A 19,443-nucleotide genomic window follows, 5' to 3' on the forward strand; every position below is an offset into this window, starting at 1 on the left:
GGGGGAGCGGCCGCCCTCCGGAGCGGTGGGTCAGCCCGCCTTGCGGGCCGTCCAGGCCTGCGCGGGACGGCCGTCCGCGCGCTGGAGTTCGAGCAGCCAGTTCCCGTAGTAGGGGCGGTTGCTCACCGCGAGGGCGAAGCCGCCGCTCGGGTCGGAGACGGTCGTCGAGCCGTCCCGGGTGGTCAGTCGCCACTGCTGCGACGCGGAGTTCCCGCACGGCTGCTGGGAGACCCACATCCCGGCGGCCGGGGCGCCGCCCGGCTGCAGGCACTTGCCGGAGACGGCGGACCGGATGCGGACGAGCCCGCTGCCGGCGTCGTCGAAGTACCACTGCTGCTGTGCGTAGCCGTTGGTGCGGCCGGCCACCAGGACGGTCCCGTCGGCGGTGCGGCCGTCCCACATCTCGGCGGCCATGCCGCTGCTGCCGTTGCCGAGCACGTAGCGGGTGCCCGGGGTGGTGGCGCCGCCGCCGGTGGCGGTCGTACGGAAGGAGGTGGCCTTGCCCGGGCCGCTGTCACGGCCGGCCGTGTCGCGGACCGAGACGGCGGCGGTGTAGTCGGTCCCGGCGCGCAGGCCGTAGACGCGCAGGGAGGTGGACTGCACCCAGGTCAGGTGCTTGCCGTTCAGCAGCACCTGGTACCAGGCGGCGCCCTCCGTGCGGGGCCAGCTCAGCACCACCGAGTCGGCCTGGATCTGGCCGGCCGTCACGACCGGTCCGCCGCCCGTGGGCTTCTTGGTGGGCGAGGGCGAGGGGGTGGGCTTGGCCGTCGGGCCCGGGTTCGGGTTCGGTCCGGGCCCGGTGCCGCCGCCGTCGGTGCGCATCAGGAACTGGTTGTCGGCGATGTTCCAGTGGGTCGCCAGGTAGCTGCCCGGCTTCGGGCTGGTGTGGAAGTAGTCGTCGTGGTTGCAGTCCAGGATGTTCTCGGACGCCTGGTTCGTGCAGACGTTGCGCATCTGCGGGTAGTACGGGGTGTCCGAGTAGCACATGACGTCGAACTCGTCGGTGCAGTGCGCGCCACGGCTGGTGTTGGGGGCGCTGTTGTTGACCGCGCCGAGGTTGTGTCCGAGTTCGTGCGCGGCGGTGTGGCCGCCCCAGCAGCCCGAGTCCGTGCGCCCGTAGGAGGGGCCGAAGTTGCTCAGGTTGTTCTGGCCGGGCCGCTCGTCGCCGTTGAAGGTGCCGATGCCGCAGTAGATCTGGGTGTCCGCGAAGATCATGTACTTGCGGTCGCGGCGGTCCAGGCCCTTGCCGGCGAGCGCGGCGTTGGTGGCGCTGAACTCGGCGAGGGCCGAGTCTGGGAGCTCGATGCTGATCACGGACGGGGTGCAGTCTGCGGCCGTCACGTAACGGATGTGCCGGATGCCGCCGGTCTCCTTGGCGCTGGCCGCGTAGATGAGGTCGGCGTCGGCCGCCCACTTGCGGAACGAGGCCAGGTACTCGGCGTAGCGGTCGCGGCCGGGGCCGTGGGCGTAGACGACCTGGACCCGGTTGCCCGAGGTCCCGTCGCCGTCGCACTGGACGGTCTGTCCGGCCGGTCCGGCCGCTATGCCCTGGCTGCCGGAGGCCGGCGGGGCGGGGGCCGCCTTGGAGGCGGCCGTACGGGCGTCGGCCGCGGGCGCGTCCTGAGGACGCCCGCCGCCCTCCGTGGCGGCCGGGTCGGCGGAGGCCGGGGCGGCGGGGTCGGCCGCCGGGGCCTTGGTGCGGACCACGGGCTGGACGTCCTTCTTGATGTCCACGCCACCGGGGGGAGCGTCGGGGCCGTGGGTGCACAGTCCGGCGTCCGTGCGGTAGACGCCGACGCAGCGGTCGCCCTTGGGGGCGGCCTTGAGGCCGTCGTAGACCATGCCGCGGGCGTTCTCGTTCGCCGGGGCGCTGGAGAGGGCGGCCGGTTCCGCGTCGCGGGCCGGTGCGGCGGCCGGTTCGGCGGGTGCGCCGGCCCCCGAGGCCTGCGCGGGGGTGGTGGCCTCGGCGTCCGGGTCGAGTCCCGCGTAGGCGAGACCGCCCGCGATCACCGCCGCCGTGGCCATGGCGGCGGTCAGGAGCATCAACCTGCGCGGTTTGCGCCGGTGTTCACGCTGTCTGCGTCGTCGGCCGGTGTGTCGTGCTGTCATGCGCACCTCAAGTCCAAGTCAGGAGAGTGGGTGCGCGGAAGCTTGCCAGACGGGAGCCGCGGAGAATTCGGACAAACGGGAGCCGGGTCCGGGAAATCTATCCGTTACCTTGTGACTCGATTTGATGAACCGTCAACTCGCTCTGAATTCAAGAGAGTTACGCGCGTTGCGCGGGAAAGGTCCAGGCCTTTTCGGGGATGTCGTTATCAAATCGAGATATACGGGCAATGCTTATTGACGGCAATTCAGTCAGGTATTCATGTAAAAACTACCTGCCGAATTCTCCCCGTCACGAGCGGTGAAGCGCGACGGAGCTCCGGACGTGGCCGTGGGTGCCCAGGCCGCCCGGCCGGTGCGGCGGCGGCAAGGGCACCCGTACGGACTAGCGGACGGCGTCCCGCTCCCAGCTGTAGAACCGGGTGGCCATGGCGTCCTTCGGGCCCCGCCACGTCTTCGGGTCGTGCGGGCTGATGTAGGCGGAGAGCCGGTCGCTGAGGTCGCGGAACTCCGGGTGCCCGGTGACCTGCGCGATGGCCGGACCGGGGTCCTTCTCGGACTCGATCAGGTGCAGGTACACGTCCCCGAACTGGAAGAGACTGCGGCGGCTGACCCCGACGAGACGGGGGAGCTCGCCCGCGTCCGAGGCGGCGAACAGGTCGGCGATGTCGGGTGCCGATCCGGGCGCCATGCGGGCCACGATGAGGGCTTGGTGCATCGGGTGGGTTGCCTTTCGACTCGGAGAGCGAGGAGGAGGGCGGTGCGCTCAGCGGCGCGAGGCCACCCGCTCGCGGCGCTCGATCTTGTCCCGGATCAGTTCCATCTGGATGCGGGAGTTGTGGTTGATGCGGTCGGTCATCCCCGCGTCGTCGATCGGCGCGTCCGGCTTCATCGCGAAGTCCTGGACCCACCGCATGCGGGTGCCGCCACCGGGCGCCTCGCCGTACTCCCAGTGGATGTCCATGTGCGCGAACGGACCCGTCTCGACCCGGCGGGCCTTCACCGTCAGGCCCGCACGGTCCACGGTCCGCTCCGAGACCCAGCTCCACACCACCCCGTTCTCGTCCGGGTGCATGGCGAGACGGAACCGGGTCGTGTTCCCGGCCTTCTCCAGGATCTCGATCGACGCGTACTCGCTGAACAGCTCCGGCCAGTTGGGCAGGTCGTTCGTGACGTCCCAGACGACGTCGACGGGCGCGTTGACGGTGATCTCGTTGTCGGTGTGTCCAGGCATCTCAGGCTCCGGTCATGAGGCTGTTGTTGACGAGGTCGACGAACTCGCGGGGGCTCTTGCAGCGGTCCGCGTCGGTGGGCAGCGCGCGGCCGCGCCGGTTCTCCAGCTCACCGACGATGCCCAGCAGGCCCAGCGAGTCCAGGCCGTAGTCGTCGAACCGGGAGTCCGGACGACTCGCCAGCTCGCTGGGGTCGACGGTGATGCCGGCGCTCTTCATGAGCGTCGCCAGCTCTTCCATGGTCAGGCGGTCGGACATGGTGCCTTCTCTCTCTTCCTGCTTCCGGGGGCCGCACCGAACCCTGCGCGGCCCTGACCAGCTGGGGTCCCGATCCCTACGCGCGGGATTCGGGCCCCTTGCGGAGGACGAGTGCCGCGTTCGACCCCATCCGGCCGCGGCTCAGGACGAGCGCGGTCCGTACGGGGGTGACCCGGGCGCTGCCGGTGACCACGTCGAGGTCGTGGCAGACGTCGAACACGTTCGGGGTCGGCGGCACGACCCCGTGCTCCAGGGCCAGCACGGCCGCGGCCGCGTCGAGGGTGCCGGCCGCGCAGTACGCGCGTCCGGTCCCCGTCTTGGGGGCGGTCACGGGCACCTTGGAGCCGTGACCGCCGAGCGCGTCGCGGATCGCCCGCGCCTCCGCCGCGTCGGCCTCGGGCGTGCCCAGGGCGTCCGCGAAGACCACGTCCACCTCCTCGGGCGCCAAGCCCGCCTCCCGCAGCGCACCGCGGATGGCGTGGGCCAGGCCCTCGCCGGAGGAGTCCGGCGACCGCGTCCCGGTGAAGGTGGCGGCGTGCCCGGCCAGCAGGGCCCGGACCGTCGCGCCCCGCCGCCGGGCGGCCTCCGCGTCCTCGACGACGAACATCGCGCCGCCCTCGGCCGGGACGAACCCGCACGCCTTGGCCGTGAAGGGCCGGTAGGCGCGCTCCGGGTCGTCCCAGGTGCTGAGGCCCTCGTAGCCGAGCTGGCAGACCACCGAGTACGGGGCGAGCGGGGCCTCCGTCGCACCGGCCAGCATGGCCCGGCTGCCCTGCCGGATCCCCCGGGCGGCGTGCGCGAAGGCGTCCAGCCCGCCCGCCTCGTCGCTCGCGACGACCCCGCACGGGCCCTTGAACCCGCGCCGGATGGAGATCTGGCCGGTGCTGGCCGCGTAGAACCAGGCGATCGACTGGTACGGCCCCACGTAGCGGGGGCCCTGCCCCCACAGCCGCTGGAGCTCGCGCTGCCCGAACTCGCCGCCGCCCGAGCCGGCCGCCGTGACGACGCCCACCGCGTACGGGTCGTCCTCGTAGTCGGCCCGTCCCAGCCGGGCGTGTTCCAGCGCCAGATCGGCGGCGGCCAGCGCGTAGTGGCTGAAGCGGTCGGTCTGCACGAGGAAGCGTTCCTCGACCAGCGCGCCGGGATCGAAGCCCCGGACCTCGCCGGCGACCCGCACCGGAAGGTGCTCGCAGCCCTGCCGGGTCACCCTGTCCAGGACGCTGTCGCCCGCCTGCGTCGCCTTCCAGAAGGCGTCCGCGCCGATCCCGTTGGGCGCGACGACCCCGATGCCGGTGATCGCCACCGGGGTCCCCGCAGTACGGCTCTTCACGCGCGTACCTCCTTGGGCTGGGTCAGGACCACGGCGGACTGGAAGCCGCCGAACCCGCTGCCGACCGACAGCACGCTGCGCAGGGTGTGGCTGCGGGCGGTGCGCGGCACGTAGTCCAGGTCGCATTCGGGGTCGGGGGTCTCGTAGTTCGCGGTCGGCGGCACCACGTGATGGGTCATCGCCAGGACGCAGGCCGCGAGTTCGATCGCCCCGATGGCGCCGAGGGAGTGCCCCACCATGGACTTGATGGAGGTCATCGGCGTCTTGTAGGCGTGGTCCCCGAGCACCCGCTTGACGGCCGCCGTCTCGTGGCGGTCGTTCTGCTTGGTGCCGGAGCCGTGCGCGTTGACGTAGTCGATCTCACCGGAGCCGATCCGGGCCTGCGCCAGGGCGGTCTCGATGGCCCGCGCCATTTCCAGGCCCTCGGTGGTCAGCCCGGTCATGTGGTGGGCGTTGCCGAAGGTGGCGTACCCGCCGATCTCGCAGTAGACGGTCGCGCCCCGGGCCCTGGCGTGCTCCAGCTCCTCCAGGACCAGGACGGCACCGCCCTCGCCGAGGACGAAACCGTCCCGGTCGGCGTCGAAGGGCCGGGAGGCGTGCGCCGGGTCGTCGTTGTTCGCCGAGGTCGCCTTGATGGCGTCGAAGCAGGCCACGGTGATGGGGGAGACCGGGGAGTCCGACGCCCCGGCTATGCACACGTCCATCCGGCCCTCCTGGATGGAGTGCACGGCGTAGCCGACGGCGTCGAGCCCGGACGTGCAGCCCGTGGAGACGGTCTGCACCGGCCCGCGCGCCCCCGTCTGCTCCGCCACCGCCGAGGCGAGGGTGGCGGGGGTGAACGCGCGGTGCAGGAAGGGGGAGGACAGCCGGTGGTCCACGTCCCACCAGTCGCCGTGCCGGCTGACATCGACGTAGTCGTGCTCCAGCCGGGTGGTACCCCCGACCGCCGTGCCCAGGGAGACGCCGGTGCGCCAGGCGCTCTCGTCGTCGAGTTCCAGGCCGGAGTCGGCCACCGCCTCGCGGGCGGCGACCAGGGCGAACTGGATGTACCGGTCCGCGCGGGCCGCCTCGTCCTCGCTCAGGCCGTGCTCGGACGGGTCGAAATCGACCTCGGCGGCTATCCGGGAGCGGAACCCGGACGGGTCGAAGAGGGTGATGCCACGCGTCGCCGTACGGCCGTTGGACAGCAGGTCCCAGAAGGCGGGGGCTCCGATGCCCCCCGGGGCCACGACGCCGACCCCGGTCACGGCCACCCGCCGGCGGGTCACGAAACCGCTCCCGTGCGCTCCGGCGGACGCTCCGCCCACCCGGAGGCCTCCGGGTTCGGAGCCTCCTCGGTGTCGACGTGGCCCAGTTCCGGGCGCGGGGCGAGCGGACCCAGGTGGAAGACCATCCGGGCCTCGGTCGAGCCGACGTTGCGGAACCGGTGGCGGGTGTTCAGCGGGACGAGCAGCCCCTGGTCGACGCGCAGCGGGTGCGGCTCGCCGTCCAGGTCGACTTCGAGGGTCCCGGCGACCACGTACACGAACTCCTCGGAGTACGGGTGGTAGTGCTCGGCGATCGACTCGCCCGGGGCCATCACCGCCAGTCCCATGAAACCGCTGGTCGAGCCCACCGACGTCGGGGTGAGCACGGCGCGCAGGTCACCTCCGCGCCTGCGGTTGGGCTGGGTCTCGCTGAGGTCGACGATGCGCGGGTGATGTTTGGTCATGCTGGCTTCCTCCTGGCGGATCGGGAGCCCGCGCTGCGCGCGGGCTGCCGGACGGGGTGGCGGGAACGGGGGACCGGGTGCTGGATGCGGGCGCCCGGATCAGTCCCGCGCCGGAGCGTGCCGGTCGGTGATCGGGGTCATGGGGCGGGGGGCGTCGGACGCCGTGGTGGGATCCCCGGTGAGCAGGCGCCGCAGCACGGCCGCCCGGCGGGGTCCCTCGATGCCGAAGCCGCCGGCGAAGCGGCCGTCGGCCGGCCCGTGCACGTCGATGAGGCGGACCACCACGTCGTCCCGCTGGAAGATGGTGCTGCTCAGCACGGGACTCGTGGGGAGCTTCGCGGCCGTCTCGTCCTGCCGGGCGAGGAAGCGGGCCACGAGCGGGCCGCAGCCGGGCTTGGCCGGGTAGAAGAGCGCGTGCCGCGTCACCTCCGGCGGCGGCTGCCCCTGCGCCGCCACGTGGTGCACGGCGGGCAGGGCGGCGCGCATGAAGAACATCCGCGCGGACTCCGGATCGGCCAGGTCCCGGTCCTGCTCCAGGTACGGGTTGATGGCGTGCTCCACGGCGCGGACCTCGGGCTGTTCCGACACGTGCCGCAGCGCCGCCGTCAGGTCGCCCTCGACCTCCACCGCCCGCACCACCCGGTTGCCGTACATGAACAGGGAGGTGCGCAGCAGCCGGGTGTGGTCGTCGACGCGGGCCTGCGGGGAGTCGTAGGACGACAGGATCTGCGCGACCTTGTCCTCGCTGCCCGGCTTGACCGTGAAGGTCAGCGCGTGCCGGACGATCCCCGCGCCGAGCCGGGGGGCGCCCTGGAGCCGGGCCGCCGGCGCCCGCCCGGGGGCCTCGTAGCGCTTTCCGGTCTCCCGCAGCACGGTGAAGGTCAGCGGGCGCATCGAGCGGGCGCAGGCACCCAGCGGCCGGACCTGCGCCGCGTGCTCCTCGCTGTTCACCCAGGCGAGGTACTGCGGGGCGCTCTCCCACTCGCTGGTGATCAGCCACTGCGAGGGGTTGGCGAAGGACTGGCAGAGCTGGTCGCCCAGGTGGCCGGGCACCGACGCGATGTCGTGCCGGAGCTGCTCGTAGGCCTCGAAGAAGCGCTGTTGGGCACCCTCGTGGAGGTCCATCAGCAGGACGACCCGGAGCATGGAGCCGTCGAAGGCGGACTGCGACACCCGTTCGGACAGGGTGGTTGTCATCTGCTCACTCCTTCGTGAGTGCACGGGGACCGCCACGTACGCGCTCGTGTGCGTCATCGGCGGCAACGGCCCGGAGGGCGGGGGCGGGCGGTGTGGCCGAAAGGGGCTCCCGCTGTCGCTCATCGTCATCCGGCGGGGTACGGATCGCTACATCTCAGGATCAAGCGGGTGACAAGACGCGACTCGCCCGGGCAAGAACCCTGATCGGGGGCATAAGGCGTCCACTGCCCCCCCACACGAAACAGGAGCCCGCAGCTGATGGAAGAGCATGCCGATGTTCGCGTACCGGTCCTCGTCGTGGGCGGCTCCCTCGTGGGCCTGTCCACCTCGCTGTTCCTGAGCCGTCACGGCATCAGGCACCTGCTGGTCGAGAAGCACGCCGGTACCTCGGTCCACCCCCGCGGCCGGGGGATCAACGCCCGGACGATGGAACTGTTCCGCACGGCCGGCGTCGAACCCGCCATCCGCAAGGAAGCCTCCGCCCTTGAGGCCAATCAGGGCATCCTGCAGACCCAGTCGTCCCTCGTCGGCGGCGAGCACAAGTGGCTGATCAAGGCCGTCGACCCGTCCAACGCGCTCAAGAAGTTCAGCCCCACCGGCTGGTGCCTGTGCAGCCAGAACAACATCGAGCCGGTGCTGGCCGCGCAGAGCCGCGCCCAGGGCGCCGACGTGCGCTTCGCCACCGAACTGATGAGCTTCGACCAGGACGAGACCGGCGTGAGCGCCGTGGTGAAGGACCGGGAGACCGGCGAACACCTCACCGTGCGCGCCGACTACCTGATCGCCGCCGACGGACCGCGCAGCCCCGTCCGCGAGGCCCTGCGCATCCGCCAGACGGGCAACGGCGAGCTCTTCCACAACGTGAGCATCGTCTTCCGCTCGGAGCGGCTCGCCGACGTCCTCGGCGACCTGCGCTTCATCGTCTGCTACCTGATGAAGCCGGGCGCCGACGGGGCGCTGCTGCCGGTGGACAACGAGACCCAGTGGGTCTTCCACGCCCCCTGGCACCCGGAGACGGGCGAGACCCTGGAGGACTTCACCGACGAGCGCTGCGTGGAGCAGATCCGCGGGGCGATCGGCGTGCCCGACCTGGACGTGGAGATCGGCGGCAAGGCGCCCTGGCACGCGGCCGAAAGGGTCGCGGAGCAGTACCGCGTCGGCCGGGTGTTCGTGGTGGGCGACGCCGCCCACGAGATGTGCCCGACCGGGGCCTTCGGCTCCAACACCGGCATCCAGGACGCGCACAACCTCGCCTGGAAGGTCGCCGCGGTCCTCGAAGGCGCCGCCGGACCGGAGCTCCTGCACACCTACGAGCAGGAGCGGCTCCCCGTCGCCCGGGCCACCAGCGAGCGCGCCTCGGCCCGTTCGGCCGAGCACAGCCACCCCGGGTACGTACCGCCCCCCACCATGGGCGGCGGTCCGGGAAGCGGGGTCCTCACCACCGCGATGGGCTACTGCTATCCCGAGGGCGCCGTCCTCGGCGGCGACCCGTCCCGGCCGGTCATCCCCGAGACCATGCGGCTCACGGGGGACGTGGGCACCCGCGCCCCGCACATGTGGCTGACCCGGGCCGGCGAGCGGATCTCCCTGCTCGACCTCTACGAGCGCTCCTTCGTGCTGCTCAGCGGCGCGGGCACGCCCTGGCGGGAGGCGGCGCGGGAGGTCGCGCGGCAGACGGGCGTGCGCCTGGACGCCTACGCGATCGGCTCCGGACCGGACGCCGACCTGGTCCAGCCGGACGGCGCCGACTGGGCGGAGCTGCACGCGCTGGCGGCCGACGGAGCGGTACTGGTGCGCCCGGACGGATTCGTCGCCTGGCGTTCGGAAGGGGCCGTCCGGGACCCGCGGGCCGTCCTGACGGACGCGCTGACGCGGCTGCTGCGCCGCCGCTGACACCGCCCGGACCGCCCTAGCGGCAGGCCCAGCACCCCGCCCAGCATCCGTGGCCCCCGGGCCGCGGAGGCGGGCGGCGGTGCGCGGTGCGCGCGGAGCGGTCGCGGGAGGGGTCGGCCCGGCCCGCCGCGAGACAGGCGACCACCACCGTGATCGCGGCCAGTTCCTCGGGTTCGGCGGTGCCCCGGTGGACCCGGAGCAGGCTCGATATGGCGGAGTCGCTTCGCATCGGCACGGCCTCCCAGCAGGAGAGTTGACCCTCGCCGGGCCGTCCGGCCCCGACGCTGACGACGCTACGAGCCCGCCGGTGGGCTGTCGTGCCGGGAAGCTCCGTCCACAGCCATCCGTGCGACGTGCGGGGGCGGGGCGGGCGCGGCCCCCGGGCGGCCGAGGAAGATGCCGGCCACCGCCAGGAGCAGCCCGCACAGCTGGCGCGCCGTCAGGCTCTCCCCGGCCACCGCGAGCCCCAGCAGCACCCCCGTCACCGGATTGAGCAGCCCGAGCAGCCCCACCGTGGCTGCGGGCAGCCGCCGCAGCCCCGCGAACCAGGTGGTGAAGGCGAGGGCCGTCGCCACCAGGACCGCGTAGCCGAACCCGGCCGCCGCCCGGCCGTCCACCTCCGGCGGCCCGCCCTCCACCGCGACGGCGAACGGAAGCAGCAGGAGCCCGCCGCCGAGCAGCTGCCAGGAGGCCGAGGCGAGCACCCCGGCGCCGGCGCTCCAGCGTTTGGCCAGGACGTAGCCGAGCGCGGACATCGCCATGGCGACGGCGGCGGCCAGGACCCCGAGCCCGTCCGCGGGCACGCTGCCGGTGAACAGCATCAGCGCCACCCCGCCCGCCCCCAGCCCCGCCCCGGCCAGGTGCCGGGACCCCGGCCGCTCGCCCACCAGGGGCCAGGCCACCAGCATCATGGTCAGCGGTCCGGTCGCCATCACGGTGGCGGCCACACTGCTCGGCAGCCGTTGCGCCGCCACGTACACGAGGGCGAAGAACCCGCCCATGTTCAGCACGCCCAGCAGGAGCGACTTCCACCACCAGGAGCCGCGCGGCAGCTCGCGGCTCACGGCCAGGAGCAGCAGCCCGGCGGGCAGGGCGCGCATCGCCGATCCGTAGAGGGGGTGGCCGTCGGGGAGGAACGCGCGGGTGACGTAGTAGTTGGCGCCCCAGGCCACCGGGGCTGTCGCCGTCACCAGGGACCAGCGCAGATTCGCTTCCATGGAAGCTACAATACCTTCCATGGAAGCAATCAAGAGCGGTCCGCAGGATCACGCCGCTCCGCAGGATCACGCCGCTCCGCAGGACCACGCCGCTCCGCAGGACCACGTCGCCCGCATCCAGGCGGAATGGGCCCGTGAGCGCCCCGACCTGGACGTGGCCCCGCAGGCGGTGATCGGCCGGCTGCACCGCCTCGGCCTGCTGCTGACCGAACGGCTCACCCCCGTCTACCGGCGCCACGGCCTGGGCGAGGGCGAGTTCGACGTTCTCGCCGCCCTGCGCCGGGCGGGTGAGCCCTTCGAGCGGGCGCCCGGCGAGCTGGCCGCCCACACGATGGTCACCACGGGTGCGATGACCAAGCGGATCGACCGGCTGGAGCGGGACGGGCTGGTCACCCGCCGCCGGTCGGCCGCCGACGGCCGCGGCCGCGTGGTCGCCCTCACCCCGGCGGGCCGCGAGGTGATCGACCGCGCCTTCGCCGACCACATCCGCAACGAGCACGCCCTCCTCGACGCGCTGAGCCCCGCCGAGGCCGCCGGCCTGGAGGCGCTCCTCACCGCCTGGCTCGCCCGGGTGGAGCCGCCCGCGGAGTCCTGAGCGGCGGCCGGTGCGCTATCGGACGCCGAGCTTCAGCCACTTCGCCGTGCTGGGGACGCCCCGGCCGTCCAGGAGGAAGAGCATGTAGTACCCGGGCGGCGCGTCGGCCGGGGTGGCCGGGGTGCGCAGGGTGATCGTGTCCCCGCGCACCCCGGTGACCGCCAGCTCCAGGTGGCGCTGGCTGGTGTTCACCGCGTGGGTGACCGTGGTCGGCGCCAGCAGGACGGCCCGCCGCACGGCGGACGCGGTGGAGCTGCGCACCTCGAAGGCCGCGCCGTGGGGGAGTGCGCCCCCCGGGGCCCGGTCGAGGGCGGGCCGGGGGCCCCGGTGCAGGTAGGCGGGTTCGTAGAGCTCGATGCTGCCGTCCATCGCGTCGCGGATGTCGGGGTCGTTGGCGATCTGCTGGAGCTCGTCTCCGGTCACCATGACGCGGCCGTCCGGCATGACCAGGGCGTTGGAGTGGTATCCGCGCGGCAGCCGCTGGGCCGGGCCCAGCCGCCAGCGGCCGTCGGCGCCGCGCAGTTCGGTCTGCCGGTACTTGAGGTCGGCCTTCGGGTTGAAGGGGCCGTTGCCGTAGTCCCGGGTGCTCAGGGCGCCGTTGACGGTGAGCAGGGTGGCGTCCGGCAGGATCAGGGTGTCGTCCTGGGTGCGGCCGAAGGCGCGGGGTTCCTCCGTGCTCCACCCCGTGCCCGACAGCCGGTACGTGTTCGGGTCGTGCGGGTCGCCGCCGAGCACCAGGACCGAGTCGGGGCCGCGCAGGCCGGCCGGGAGCGGTACGGCGGATCCGTACCCGCGGAAGTCGGCCGGACGCCGGGGGAGGTCGCGGCGGGTCTCCTTGACGGGGTCGAACAGCCATTGCTGGTCGGCGTCGCGGCCCAGGCCGTAGATCATGCCGTCGCGCAGGGAGAAGAGGTGCGGGTAGTCGTTGCGGAAGGGCGCGTCCGCGCCGAAGCGTTCCGAGGCGATGTCGAGGGGGATGTCGTACGTGCGCCAGGGGACGGGCAGCCGCTTCGCCGGGAACCGCTCCACCACCGGGGTGGGGGTGCCCGTACCGCGCTCGGACTGGCCCGACATGATGATCTGGCGGCCGTCCGCGCCGGTGACCACCGAGGGGTACCAGCGGCCCACCGACATGTCCCGGTTGCGGTACCAGGTCTCCGTCCAGGGGTCGAAGACGAAGGAGAGCCGGGCGCCGCTGCCGCCCTTGCCGCCGTTGTTGCCGCCGAAGACGGCGACCATCCCGTTGGGCAGGAAGGCGTGTCCGGCGCAGAAGAACGGGGCGGGGCGCGGGGAGTGGGTGCCGTCGGGCATCAGGACGGTCGGCGGCCGGACCTCCTTGAAGGCCCGCGCACCCGTCCCGCGGGCCGGGTCCCAGAGGAAGGCGCGGCCGGCGTTGGTCCGTCCGATCCGGTCGGTGGGGCCGGTCTCCTTGGTGGGGTCGGTCTCGACGCGTTCGAAGGAGAACAGCAGCACCTTGCCGGTGGGGAGCTGGGCGAGGTGGACCCCGAAGTCGGGGGAGGGGAAGAACTCCGCGAACCGGCCGAACCGGGCCGCGGGGAACGCGGCGTTGGCGCGCGCCTGGGAGTCCGTCAGCGCGGCCAGGCTCGCCGTACGGGTGGCCTGCGGGTAGCCCCCGGCGTCCCGGGCGGCCCGGCGGCGCCCGGCGTGGGCCCGCGCGTGCTCCTCGCCGATCAGGGCCGCCTCGGCGGGGTCGGCCCCGGCCGCGGCCGCCGCGCCGGGGTGCGCGTCCCCCCGGTCGCCGTCGTGCGCCGGGGGCCGCGGCGGCCCGGCGGCGGTGGCCGGGACGGCGGCCGAGGCCGCGACGGCCAGCGCGGACAACAGGACCCCCGCGGACAGGACGGTGGATCGTACGACGGACCGGTGTGCTGCTCGGGGCATGCGTCTCCTCGGTGGGCAACCGCCGGGTCGGGACGGCCCATGCTAGAAGAAACGGGATGAAACACCTCGTACCGCACGGGTGCGTTTCCCCGGGGCCCGCGCGCGCCGGGACGTAAAAAATGCCCCGGGCCACATTGGCGTCCGGGGCATGCGTGCGCGTATATTCAATGGTTCACGCCATGCGGAATATGGGCATGGCGAAGCTTCGTAGAGGCATCGTATCGCGCCGGGAGTGGAATTGTCAAACATCGCATTTCAGAGTGAGCAGCAATTCGTCACCGAGCTGTACGCGCGCCTCGAAGACCTGCGCGACCAGGCCGACCGCGCCGTCCGCGCGGCGCTGCGCCAGGGCGGCAACGGATTCCAGGAACGGCTGGAGCGCGACGTGGTCGTCGCCGAACAGTCCGGTCTCGTCGCCGCGCTGAACGCGGCGGAACACGGTCTCTGTTTCGGCAGGCTGGAGTTCTCCGACGGCCGCGACCACCACATCGGCCGGATCGGGATCAGGCAGGACGACGCCGAACGCACCCCCCTCGTACTCGACTGGCGCGCCGAGACGGCCCGCCCGTTCTACCTCGCCACCGGGTACGTCCCGATGGGGCTGCGCCGCCGCCGGCACATCACCACCCGGGGACGGGAGGTGACCGCCCTGCACGACGAGATCCTCGACCTCGCAGACACCGAACGCACCGGTTACGAGGGAGCCGACGCGGACGCCGTGCTGCTCGCGGCCCTCGACGCCGCCCGCACCGGCCGCATGCACGACATCGTGCGGACCATCCAGGCCGAACAGGACGGGATCATCCGCTCGTCCCACCGCGGCGTCCTGGTCGTCGAGGGCGGCCCCGGCACCGGCAAGACCGCCGTCGCCCTGCACCGCGCCGCCTTCCTCCTGTACGCGCACCGCGAGCTCCTCGCCCAGCGCGGCGTACTGATCGTCGGTCCGAACCCCGCCTTCCTCGGCTACATCGGCGAGGTGCTGCCCTCCCTCGGCGAGACCGGGGTGCTCCTGTCCTCCCCGGGCGACCTCTTCCCCGGCGTCCGCGCCACCGGCACCGACCGCCCCGGCGCCGCCGCGGTCAAGGGCCGCGGCGCCATGGCCGAGGTCCTCGCCCGGGTCGTCGCCGACCACCAGACCCTGCCCGAGGGCGTGCCCGCGGGCAGCGGCGAGGAGAGCGACACGGTTCCGGAACCGGCCCTGGAGATCGACCACGAGGACTACGGGACGCTCCTGCTCGACCGGACCATGGCCCACGCCGCGCGCGACCGGGCCCGTTCCACCGCCCTGCCGCACAACCTGGCCCGCCCCTACTTCGCGTTCGCCGTCATCGACGCCCTCACCGCACAGCTCGTCGACCGGCTCGGCGCCGACCCCTACGGAGGCCCCAACCTGCTCGGCCCCGACGACGCCGCCCAGCTCGGCAAGGAGATCGCCACCAGCGCCGACGTGCACGCCGCCATCGACAGCCTCTGGCCGCACCTCACCCCGGAGCAGCTGATCACCGGGTTCCTCGCCGAACCCTCCCACCTGAGCGGGGCGGACGCCGACCTGATCCGCCGGACCGCGGGGGAGTGGACCCCGGCCGACGTCCCGCTCCTCGACGAGGCCGCGGAACTGCTCGGGATCGACGACAGCGCCGAACGCGCCGCCGCCGAGCGGGCCCGGCTGGAGCGCATCGACTACGCCCAGGGCGTCCTCGACCTCTCCCAGGGCTCCGAGTCCTACGAGTTCGAGGACATGGAGAACGAGTACCTCGCCGCCCACGACATCATCGACGCGGAACGGATGGCCGAGCGGCACGAGGAGGCCGACCACCGCACCACGGCCGAACGCGCCGCCGCCGACCGCACCTGGGCCTTCGGGCACGTGATCGTCGACGAGGCGCAGGAACTGTCGGAGATGGCCTGGCGCCTGCTGATGCGCCGCTGCCCCACCCGCTCCATGACCCTCGTCGGAGACCCGGCCCAGACCGGCGACGAGGCGGGCTGCGGCTCCTGGCGCCAGATCCTGGACCCGTACGTCGGCGACCGCTGGGAACGCGTCCGGCTCGCCGTCAACTACCGCACGCCCGCAGAGATCATGGAGGTCGCCGCCGCCGTCCTGCGCGCCCACCACCCCGGCTTCGAACCGCCGAGCTCGGTGCGCTCCACCGGCGTGCGCCCCTGGGTGCGCGGGACCGGGGACCTGCCCGGCGCCGTCGCCGAGGCCGTCCGCACCGACGCCCCGGCCGAGGGCCGCCTCGCGGTGATCGCGCCCCGCCCCCTGCACCCCGCGCTGGCCGGGGCCCTGCCCGGCGTACGGGCGGGGGAGGAGCCCGACCTCACGCGGCCGGTCGTGCTCCTCGACCCGCGCCAGGCCAAGGGGCTGGAGTTCGACACGGTGATCGTGGCCGAGCCGGCCGACTTCCCGCCCAGCGACCTCTACGTGGCGCTCACCCGCGCCACCCAGCACCTGGGCGTCCTGCACACCGGCCGGCTGCCCGACGGGCTGGACGGCTGAGCCGGGGCGGATCCGGCCGCACGCGCGAGAAGTGGCCGGATCCGCCCGTCTCCCGGGGCCCGCGGCCGTCGTACGGTGATCAGATGCCCGTGGTCGACATAAGTTCCGGCGCCGAGGACTTCGCCGCCGACCCCTACTCCTTCTACGCGGCGCTGCGCGCGGCCGGACCGGTGCACCGGGTCGGCGGCGGCCCGTCCGACGACGCCCCGTGCTGGATCGTCGTCGGGTACGAGGAGGTGCGCCAGGCCCTGAACCACCCGTCCCTGCTCAAGGACTGGCGCCACTCCGGGACCTTCCCCGGCCTCGAACCCACCGCGGCCAACTCGAACATGCTGGAGTCCGATCCGCCCCGGCACACCCGGCTGCGCCGCCTGGTGGCCCGCGAGTTCACCTCCCGCCGGGTCCAGGAGATGCGTCCGCTCGTCGAGCGCACCACCGCCGGACTCCTCGACGCCATGGCCGCCCGCCCCGAGCGGGCCGCCGACCTGGTCGGGGCGCTGGCCTTCCCGCTGCCGATGACGGTGATCTGCGAACTCCTGGGCGTCCCCGACCTCGACCGCGAGCGGTTCCGCCACTGGTCGAACGCCGTCGTCACCCCGGTGCCCGGCGTCGTCGGCAACGAGGCCCACCTGCACCTGAGCGGCTACCTCGCGGAGCTCGTCGCGCGCAAGGCCGACCACCCGGGCGACGACCTGCTCAGCGCCCTGATCCGGACCCGCGACGAGGACGGGGACTCGCTCTCGCCCGACGAGCTGATCGGGATGGCCTTCCTGCTGCTGGTCGCCGGCCACGAGACCACCGTCAACCTCATCTCCAACGGCGTACGGGCCCTGCTGGCCCACCCCGCCCAGCTGGCCGAACTCCGCGCCGACCCCGGCAAACTGCTCGACGGGGCGGTGGAGGAGATGCTCCGCTACGACGGCCCCGTCCAGAACTCCACCTACCGCTACGCCGCCACCGACGTGGAGCTCGGCGGTGTGGTGATCCCCGCCGGGGCCGTCGTGCTCGCCTCGCTGGCCGGGGCCGACCGCGACCCGGGCCGCTTCCCCGACCCGGACGTCTTCGACATCCACCGGGCCCCGCAGGGCCACCTCGCCTTCGGACACGGGCTGCACTTCTGCATCGGCGCCCCGCTGGCCCGCATGGAGGGCCGGATCGCGGTGCGCGCCCTGCTGGAACGCTTCCCCGACCTGGCCGAGGACCCGGCCGGCGGACCCCCGCAGTGGCTCCCCGGCAGTCTGATGCGCGGGGTGAGCAGCCTCCCGGTGCGCTGGTAGCGGGTGAACGCCGCCCGCCGGGGGACGTTTTGGTTTGCCGTTGGATCCTCAATACGATCCGGCGATGATCACAAGAAAACGGCTGGCGGCCGGGGCCTGCGGCCTGTTCGTCGCCTTGACCGCGGGGCTCCTGCCCACGAATGCCGTCGCCGCCGACGGACCCGCGAAAGAGCCCCCCAAGGTCGAGCTGGTGCTCGACGTCAGCGGATCGATGCGCGCGACCGACATCGACGGCCAGTCCCGGATGGCCGCCGCCAAACAGGCCTTCAACGAGGTCCTGGACGCGGTGCCCGACGAAGTCCGGCTCGGCATAAGGACCCTGGGGGCCACCTACCCCGGTGACGACCGGGCGCTGGGCTGCAAGGACACCAAGCAGCTCTACCCCGTCGGCACGGTCAACCGCACCGAGGCGAAGACCGCCGTCGCCACCCTCGCCCCCACCGGCTGGACTCCGATCGGCCCCGCCCTGCAGGCCGCCGCCCAGGACCTCGACGGGGGCAACGCCACCCGCCGCATCGTGCTCATCACCGACGGCGAGGACACCTGCGCCCCGCTCGACCCGTGCGAAGTGGCCCGCGACATCGCCGCCAAGGGCATCCACCTCGTCGTCGACACCCTCGGCCTCGTCCCCGACGCCAAGACCCGCGCGCAGCTCACCTGCATCGCGGAGGCCACCGGAGGCACCTACACCTCGGTGGCGCACACCGCCGAACTCTCCGGCAGGGTCAGACAGCTGGTCGACCGGGCCGCCGATCCCGTGGTCACCCCGGTGGCCACCGAGGGCGCCAAGCAGTGCGAAGGCGCCCCGCAGCTGAAGGCCGGCCTCTACAGCGACCGCGAGACCTTCGGCGAGCACCGCTGGTACCGCGTCGACGTCCGCCCCGGACAGGAACTGCGCGCCTCGGTCAGCATCGGCGCCGACCGCGCCGTCAACAACGACTACGGCGTCATACTGCGCGCGTCCACCGTCCACGGGCGGGAGATCGTCCGCGGTTCCGAGGCCGGCGACGGCCGCACCGACGTCATCTCGACCGGCCTGCGCTACCCGAAGGCCCCCCTGGACGGAGACGCCTCCGAGACCCCCGAGACCGTCTGCCTCCAGGTCAGCAACTCCTTCTCGGCCGGCCCGGCCGTCAAGACCGCGCCCGGCATGCCCGTCGAGCTGACCATCGACCTGGTCGACGGCCCGGACGAGCCCTCCGACGTGGCCTCCTTCGGCCTCGGCCGGGGCTGGTGGCTGCTGGGCCTGCTGGTGCTCACCGGCCTGCTCGCCGGGCTGGTCTGGGGCTGGATCTCGCGCTGGCGCATCTCCGTCTGGAGGACCAACTGATGCGTACCGTACGCACCCTGACGGCGGCCCTGCTGGCGGGGGCCGCCCTCCTCGCCCCGGCGTCCGCCGCCACCGCCGCCCCGAGCCCCACGCCGAGCGCGGGCCAGAAGGGCGAGGGCCCCACCGAGGCCGGAACCGGCTTCCGCACGGCGACCGCGTTCCGCCCGGGCCAGAAGGCCACCGCCGCCGGCTCCACCGGCGACTACCTGTACTGGGTCCTGCCCGTGGACGCGGGCCAACGGGCCACCGTGCGCGCCTCGGTGACCCTTCCGGAGGCCGCCTCCCGGCACGGCGCCTCCACCTGGCGGCTCGACGTCTACGACGGACTGCGCCGCCGCCAGGCCTGCACCTACGGAACCCAGACCGCCACGGCGGCCCGGGAGGCCGCCACCGTGGAGCTCGACTGCGTGCTGCGCACGGTCCGCTCCGGGGCCGAGGCCTGGTCCAACGACCCCCTGCCGGGCAGCTACTACGTCCGCCTGACGGTGGCCGGGCTCCCCGAGGAGGACCTGGGCCTGCCCGTACGGGCCCAGGTGGAGGCCGGGATCAAGGAGATGGGCGGCGCCGCGGCGGTGGACGCGGCCCTGGCCGAACCCCTGGTCCCGGGCATCGCGGGCGCTTCCGAGGAGCAGCGCGCGGCGCGTGCGCCCGAGGACGGCTGGTCCGGCGGCTGGTGGTCCGACCGCTGGCTGTGGACCGCCGCCGGCGGGATCCTCGGCGCCCTCGCGGGCATCTACGGGTACTCCCTCACCCGGGGCTCGGGCCGGCCCGGAAGGCCCCGCGCCGAGGCCTGACGGGAGCGGAGGAGCAGGGGGCCGTCCCGTCCGCGGACGGGACGGCCCCGCACGGCACAATGATCAACCGGCCACGGAGCGTCGGCTATGTTGGAACACGAGTG

17 protein-coding genes are annotated in these 19,443 nt (G+C 73.5%); 6 read left to right on the forward strand and 11 right to left on the reverse strand.

What is annotated here, in order from left to right:
* Positions 1 to 30 precede the first annotated feature (30 nt).
* From SLAV_RS33580 to SLAV_RS33615, 8 genes are all read right to left on the reverse strand, one after another.
* Positions 31 to 2,109, reverse strand: coding sequence for an RICIN domain-containing protein (locus SLAV_RS33580; RefSeq protein WP_244225257.1), 2,079 nt, complete (start codon positions 2,107 to 2,109; stop codon positions 31 to 33).
* A gap of 382 nt (positions 2,110 to 2,491) precedes the next feature.
* Complete coding sequence (locus tag SLAV_RS33585) at positions 2,492 to 2,824, reverse strand: TcmI family type II polyketide cyclase (RefSeq protein WP_030234393.1); 333 nt, start codon at positions 2,822 to 2,824, stop codon at positions 2,492 to 2,494.
* A gap of 48 nt (positions 2,825 to 2,872) precedes the next feature.
* The gene (locus SLAV_RS33590; protein WP_030234396.1) at positions 2,873 to 3,340 is read right to left on the reverse strand and encodes an SRPBCC family protein; all 468 of its coding nucleotides are present in this window, start codon (positions 3,338 to 3,340) and stop codon (positions 2,873 to 2,875) included.
* A gap of 1 nt (position 3,341) precedes the next feature.
* Positions 3,342 to 3,596: an acyl carrier protein gene (locus tag SLAV_RS33595; RefSeq protein ID WP_030234400.1), complete on the reverse strand. Its 255-nt coding sequence runs from the start codon at positions 3,594 to 3,596 to the stop codon at positions 3,342 to 3,344.
* Positions 3,597 to 3,672: 76 nt separating this feature from the next.
* Positions 3,673 to 4,926 (reverse strand): beta-ketoacyl synthase N-terminal-like domain-containing protein, encoded by a 1,254-nt coding sequence (locus SLAV_RS33600; protein ID WP_030234403.1) that lies wholly within the window; start codon positions 4,924 to 4,926, stop codon positions 3,673 to 3,675.
* A complete protein-coding gene (locus SLAV_RS33605) occupies positions 4,923 to 6,194 on the reverse strand; it encodes a beta-ketoacyl-[acyl-carrier-protein] synthase family protein (protein ID WP_030234407.1) in 1,272 nt (423 codons plus the stop codon). The genes SLAV_RS33600 and SLAV_RS33605 overlap by 4 nt, the downstream gene beginning before the upstream one ends.
* Positions 6,191 to 6,637, reverse strand: a complete 447-nt coding sequence (locus SLAV_RS33610) for a cupin domain-containing protein (RefSeq protein ID WP_030234410.1) — start codon at positions 6,635 to 6,637, stop codon at positions 6,191 to 6,193. Before SLAV_RS33610 ends, SLAV_RS33605 begins: the two co-directional genes overlap by 4 nt.
* A 99-nt stretch (positions 6,638 to 6,736) precedes the next feature.
* Positions 6,737 to 7,834, reverse strand: a complete 1,098-nt coding sequence (locus SLAV_RS33615) for a TcmI family type II polyketide cyclase (RefSeq protein ID WP_030234412.1) — start codon at positions 7,832 to 7,834, stop codon at positions 6,737 to 6,739.
* Between the two features lie 258 nt (positions 7,835 to 8,092).
* On the opposite strand from SLAV_RS33615, the gene SLAV_RS33620 reads away from it, so the two are divergent.
* Positions 8,093 to 9,727: an FAD-dependent oxidoreductase gene (locus SLAV_RS33620; protein WP_030234415.1), complete on the forward strand. Its 1,635-nt coding sequence runs from the start codon at positions 8,093 to 8,095 to the stop codon at positions 9,725 to 9,727.
* 16 nt (positions 9,728 to 9,743) lie between these two features.
* Here the strand turns inward: SLAV_RS33620 and SLAV_RS33625 are convergent, their stop codons facing one another.
* Together SLAV_RS33625 and SLAV_RS33630 are read right to left on the reverse strand one after the other, a co-directional pair.
* A complete protein-coding gene (locus SLAV_RS33625) occupies positions 9,744 to 9,956 on the reverse strand; it encodes an acyl-CoA carboxylase subunit epsilon (protein ID WP_078950475.1) in 213 nt (70 codons plus the stop codon).
* Between the two features lie 64 nt (positions 9,957 to 10,020).
* Entirely contained in the window at positions 10,021 to 10,944 is a 924-nt protein-coding gene (locus SLAV_RS33630) for a DMT family transporter (protein WP_063760329.1), read from the reverse strand.
* A gap of 19 nt (positions 10,945 to 10,963) precedes the next feature.
* Between SLAV_RS33630 and SLAV_RS33635 the strand changes: the two genes are divergently transcribed.
* Positions 10,964 to 11,539: a MarR family winged helix-turn-helix transcriptional regulator gene (locus SLAV_RS33635; RefSeq protein WP_078950476.1), complete on the forward strand. Its 576-nt coding sequence runs from the start codon at positions 10,964 to 10,966 to the stop codon at positions 11,537 to 11,539.
* 15 nt (positions 11,540 to 11,554) lie between these two features.
* On the opposite strand, the gene SLAV_RS33640 is transcribed toward SLAV_RS33635, so the two are convergent.
* Positions 11,555 to 13,438, reverse strand: coding sequence for a galactose oxidase early set domain-containing protein (locus tag SLAV_RS33640; protein ID WP_037687823.1), 1,884 nt, complete (start codon positions 13,436 to 13,438; stop codon positions 11,555 to 11,557).
* Between the two features lie 238 nt (positions 13,439 to 13,676).
* Here SLAV_RS33640 and SLAV_RS33645 point away from each other — a divergent pair, with 238 nt between their 5' ends.
* The 4 genes from SLAV_RS33645 to SLAV_RS33660 all read left to right on the forward strand — a co-directional run bounded on the left by SLAV_RS33645 (position 13,677) and on the right by SLAV_RS33660 (position 19,339).
* A complete protein-coding gene (locus SLAV_RS33645) occupies positions 13,677 to 15,938 on the forward strand; it encodes a HelD family protein (protein WP_037687824.1) in 2,262 nt (753 codons plus the stop codon).
* 83 nt (positions 15,939 to 16,021) lie between these two features.
* Positions 16,022 to 17,215: a cytochrome P450 family protein gene (locus SLAV_RS33650; RefSeq protein ID WP_030234430.1), complete on the forward strand. Its 1,194-nt coding sequence runs from the start codon at positions 16,022 to 16,024 to the stop codon at positions 17,213 to 17,215.
* A 64-nt stretch (positions 17,216 to 17,279) separates the two neighbouring features.
* Positions 17,280 to 18,545 (forward strand): VWA domain-containing protein, encoded by a 1,266-nt coding sequence (locus SLAV_RS33655; protein ID WP_030234433.1) that lies wholly within the window; start codon positions 17,280 to 17,282, stop codon positions 18,543 to 18,545.
* Positions 18,545 to 19,339: a hypothetical protein gene (locus SLAV_RS33660; RefSeq protein ID WP_030234435.1), complete on the forward strand. Its 795-nt coding sequence runs from the start codon at positions 18,545 to 18,547 to the stop codon at positions 19,337 to 19,339. The genes SLAV_RS33655 and SLAV_RS33660 overlap by 1 nt, the downstream gene beginning before the upstream one ends.
* The last annotated feature ends 104 nt before the right edge of the window (positions 19,340 to 19,443 follow it).

Source organism: Streptomyces lavendulae subsp. lavendulae, assembly GCF_002803845.1.
In the GTDB taxonomy this organism is placed as follows: Bacteria; Actinomycetota; Actinomycetes; order Streptomycetales; family Streptomycetaceae; genus Streptomyces; species Streptomyces lavendulae.

What these genes read in the sequence shown, in the direction of transcription:
- SLAV_RS33580 (WP_244225257.1), bottom strand. Translation starts at nt 2,109, where the DNA reads ATGACAGCACGACACACCGGCCGACGACGCAGACAGCGTGAACACCGG.
- SLAV_RS33585 (WP_030234393.1), bottom strand. Translation starts at nt 2,824, where the DNA reads ATGCACCAAGCCCTCATCGTGGCCCGCATGGCGCCCGGATCGGCACCC.
- SLAV_RS33590 (WP_030234396.1), bottom strand. Translation starts at nt 3,340, where the DNA reads ATGCCTGGACACACCGACAACGAGATCACCGTCAACGCGCCCGTCGAC.
- SLAV_RS33595 (WP_030234400.1), bottom strand. Translation starts at nt 3,596, where the DNA reads ATGTCCGACCGCCTGACCATGGAAGAGCTGGCGACGCTCATGAAGAGC.
- SLAV_RS33610 (WP_030234410.1), bottom strand. Translation starts at nt 6,637, where the DNA reads ATGACCAAACATCACCCGCGCATCGTCGACCTCAGCGAGACCCAGCCC.
- SLAV_RS33615 (WP_030234412.1), bottom strand. Translation starts at nt 7,834, where the DNA reads ATGACAACCACCCTGTCCGAACGGGTGTCGCAGTCCGCCTTCGACGGC.
- SLAV_RS33620 (WP_030234415.1), top strand. Translation starts at nt 8,093, where the DNA reads ATGGAAGAGCATGCCGATGTTCGCGTACCGGTCCTCGTCGTGGGCGGC.
- SLAV_RS33625 (WP_078950475.1), bottom strand. Translation starts at nt 9,956, where the DNA reads ATGCGAAGCGACTCCGCCATATCGAGCCTGCTCCGGGTCCACCGGGGC.
- SLAV_RS33630 (WP_063760329.1), bottom strand. Translation starts at nt 10,944, where the DNA reads ATGGAAGCGAATCTGCGCTGGTCCCTGGTGACGGCGACAGCCCCGGTG.
- SLAV_RS33635 (WP_078950476.1), top strand. Translation starts at nt 10,964, where the DNA reads ATGGAAGCAATCAAGAGCGGTCCGCAGGATCACGCCGCTCCGCAGGAT.
- SLAV_RS33640 (WP_037687823.1), bottom strand. Translation starts at nt 13,438, where the DNA reads ATGCCCCGAGCAGCACACCGGTCCGTCGTACGATCCACCGTCCTGTCC.
- SLAV_RS33650 (WP_030234430.1), top strand. Translation starts at nt 16,022, where the DNA reads ATGCCCGTGGTCGACATAAGTTCCGGCGCCGAGGACTTCGCCGCCGAC.
- SLAV_RS33655 (WP_030234433.1), top strand. Translation starts at nt 17,280, where the DNA reads ATGATCACAAGAAAACGGCTGGCGGCCGGGGCCTGCGGCCTGTTCGTC.
- SLAV_RS33660 (WP_030234435.1), top strand. Translation starts at nt 18,545, where the DNA reads ATGCGTACCGTACGCACCCTGACGGCGGCCCTGCTGGCGGGGGCCGCC.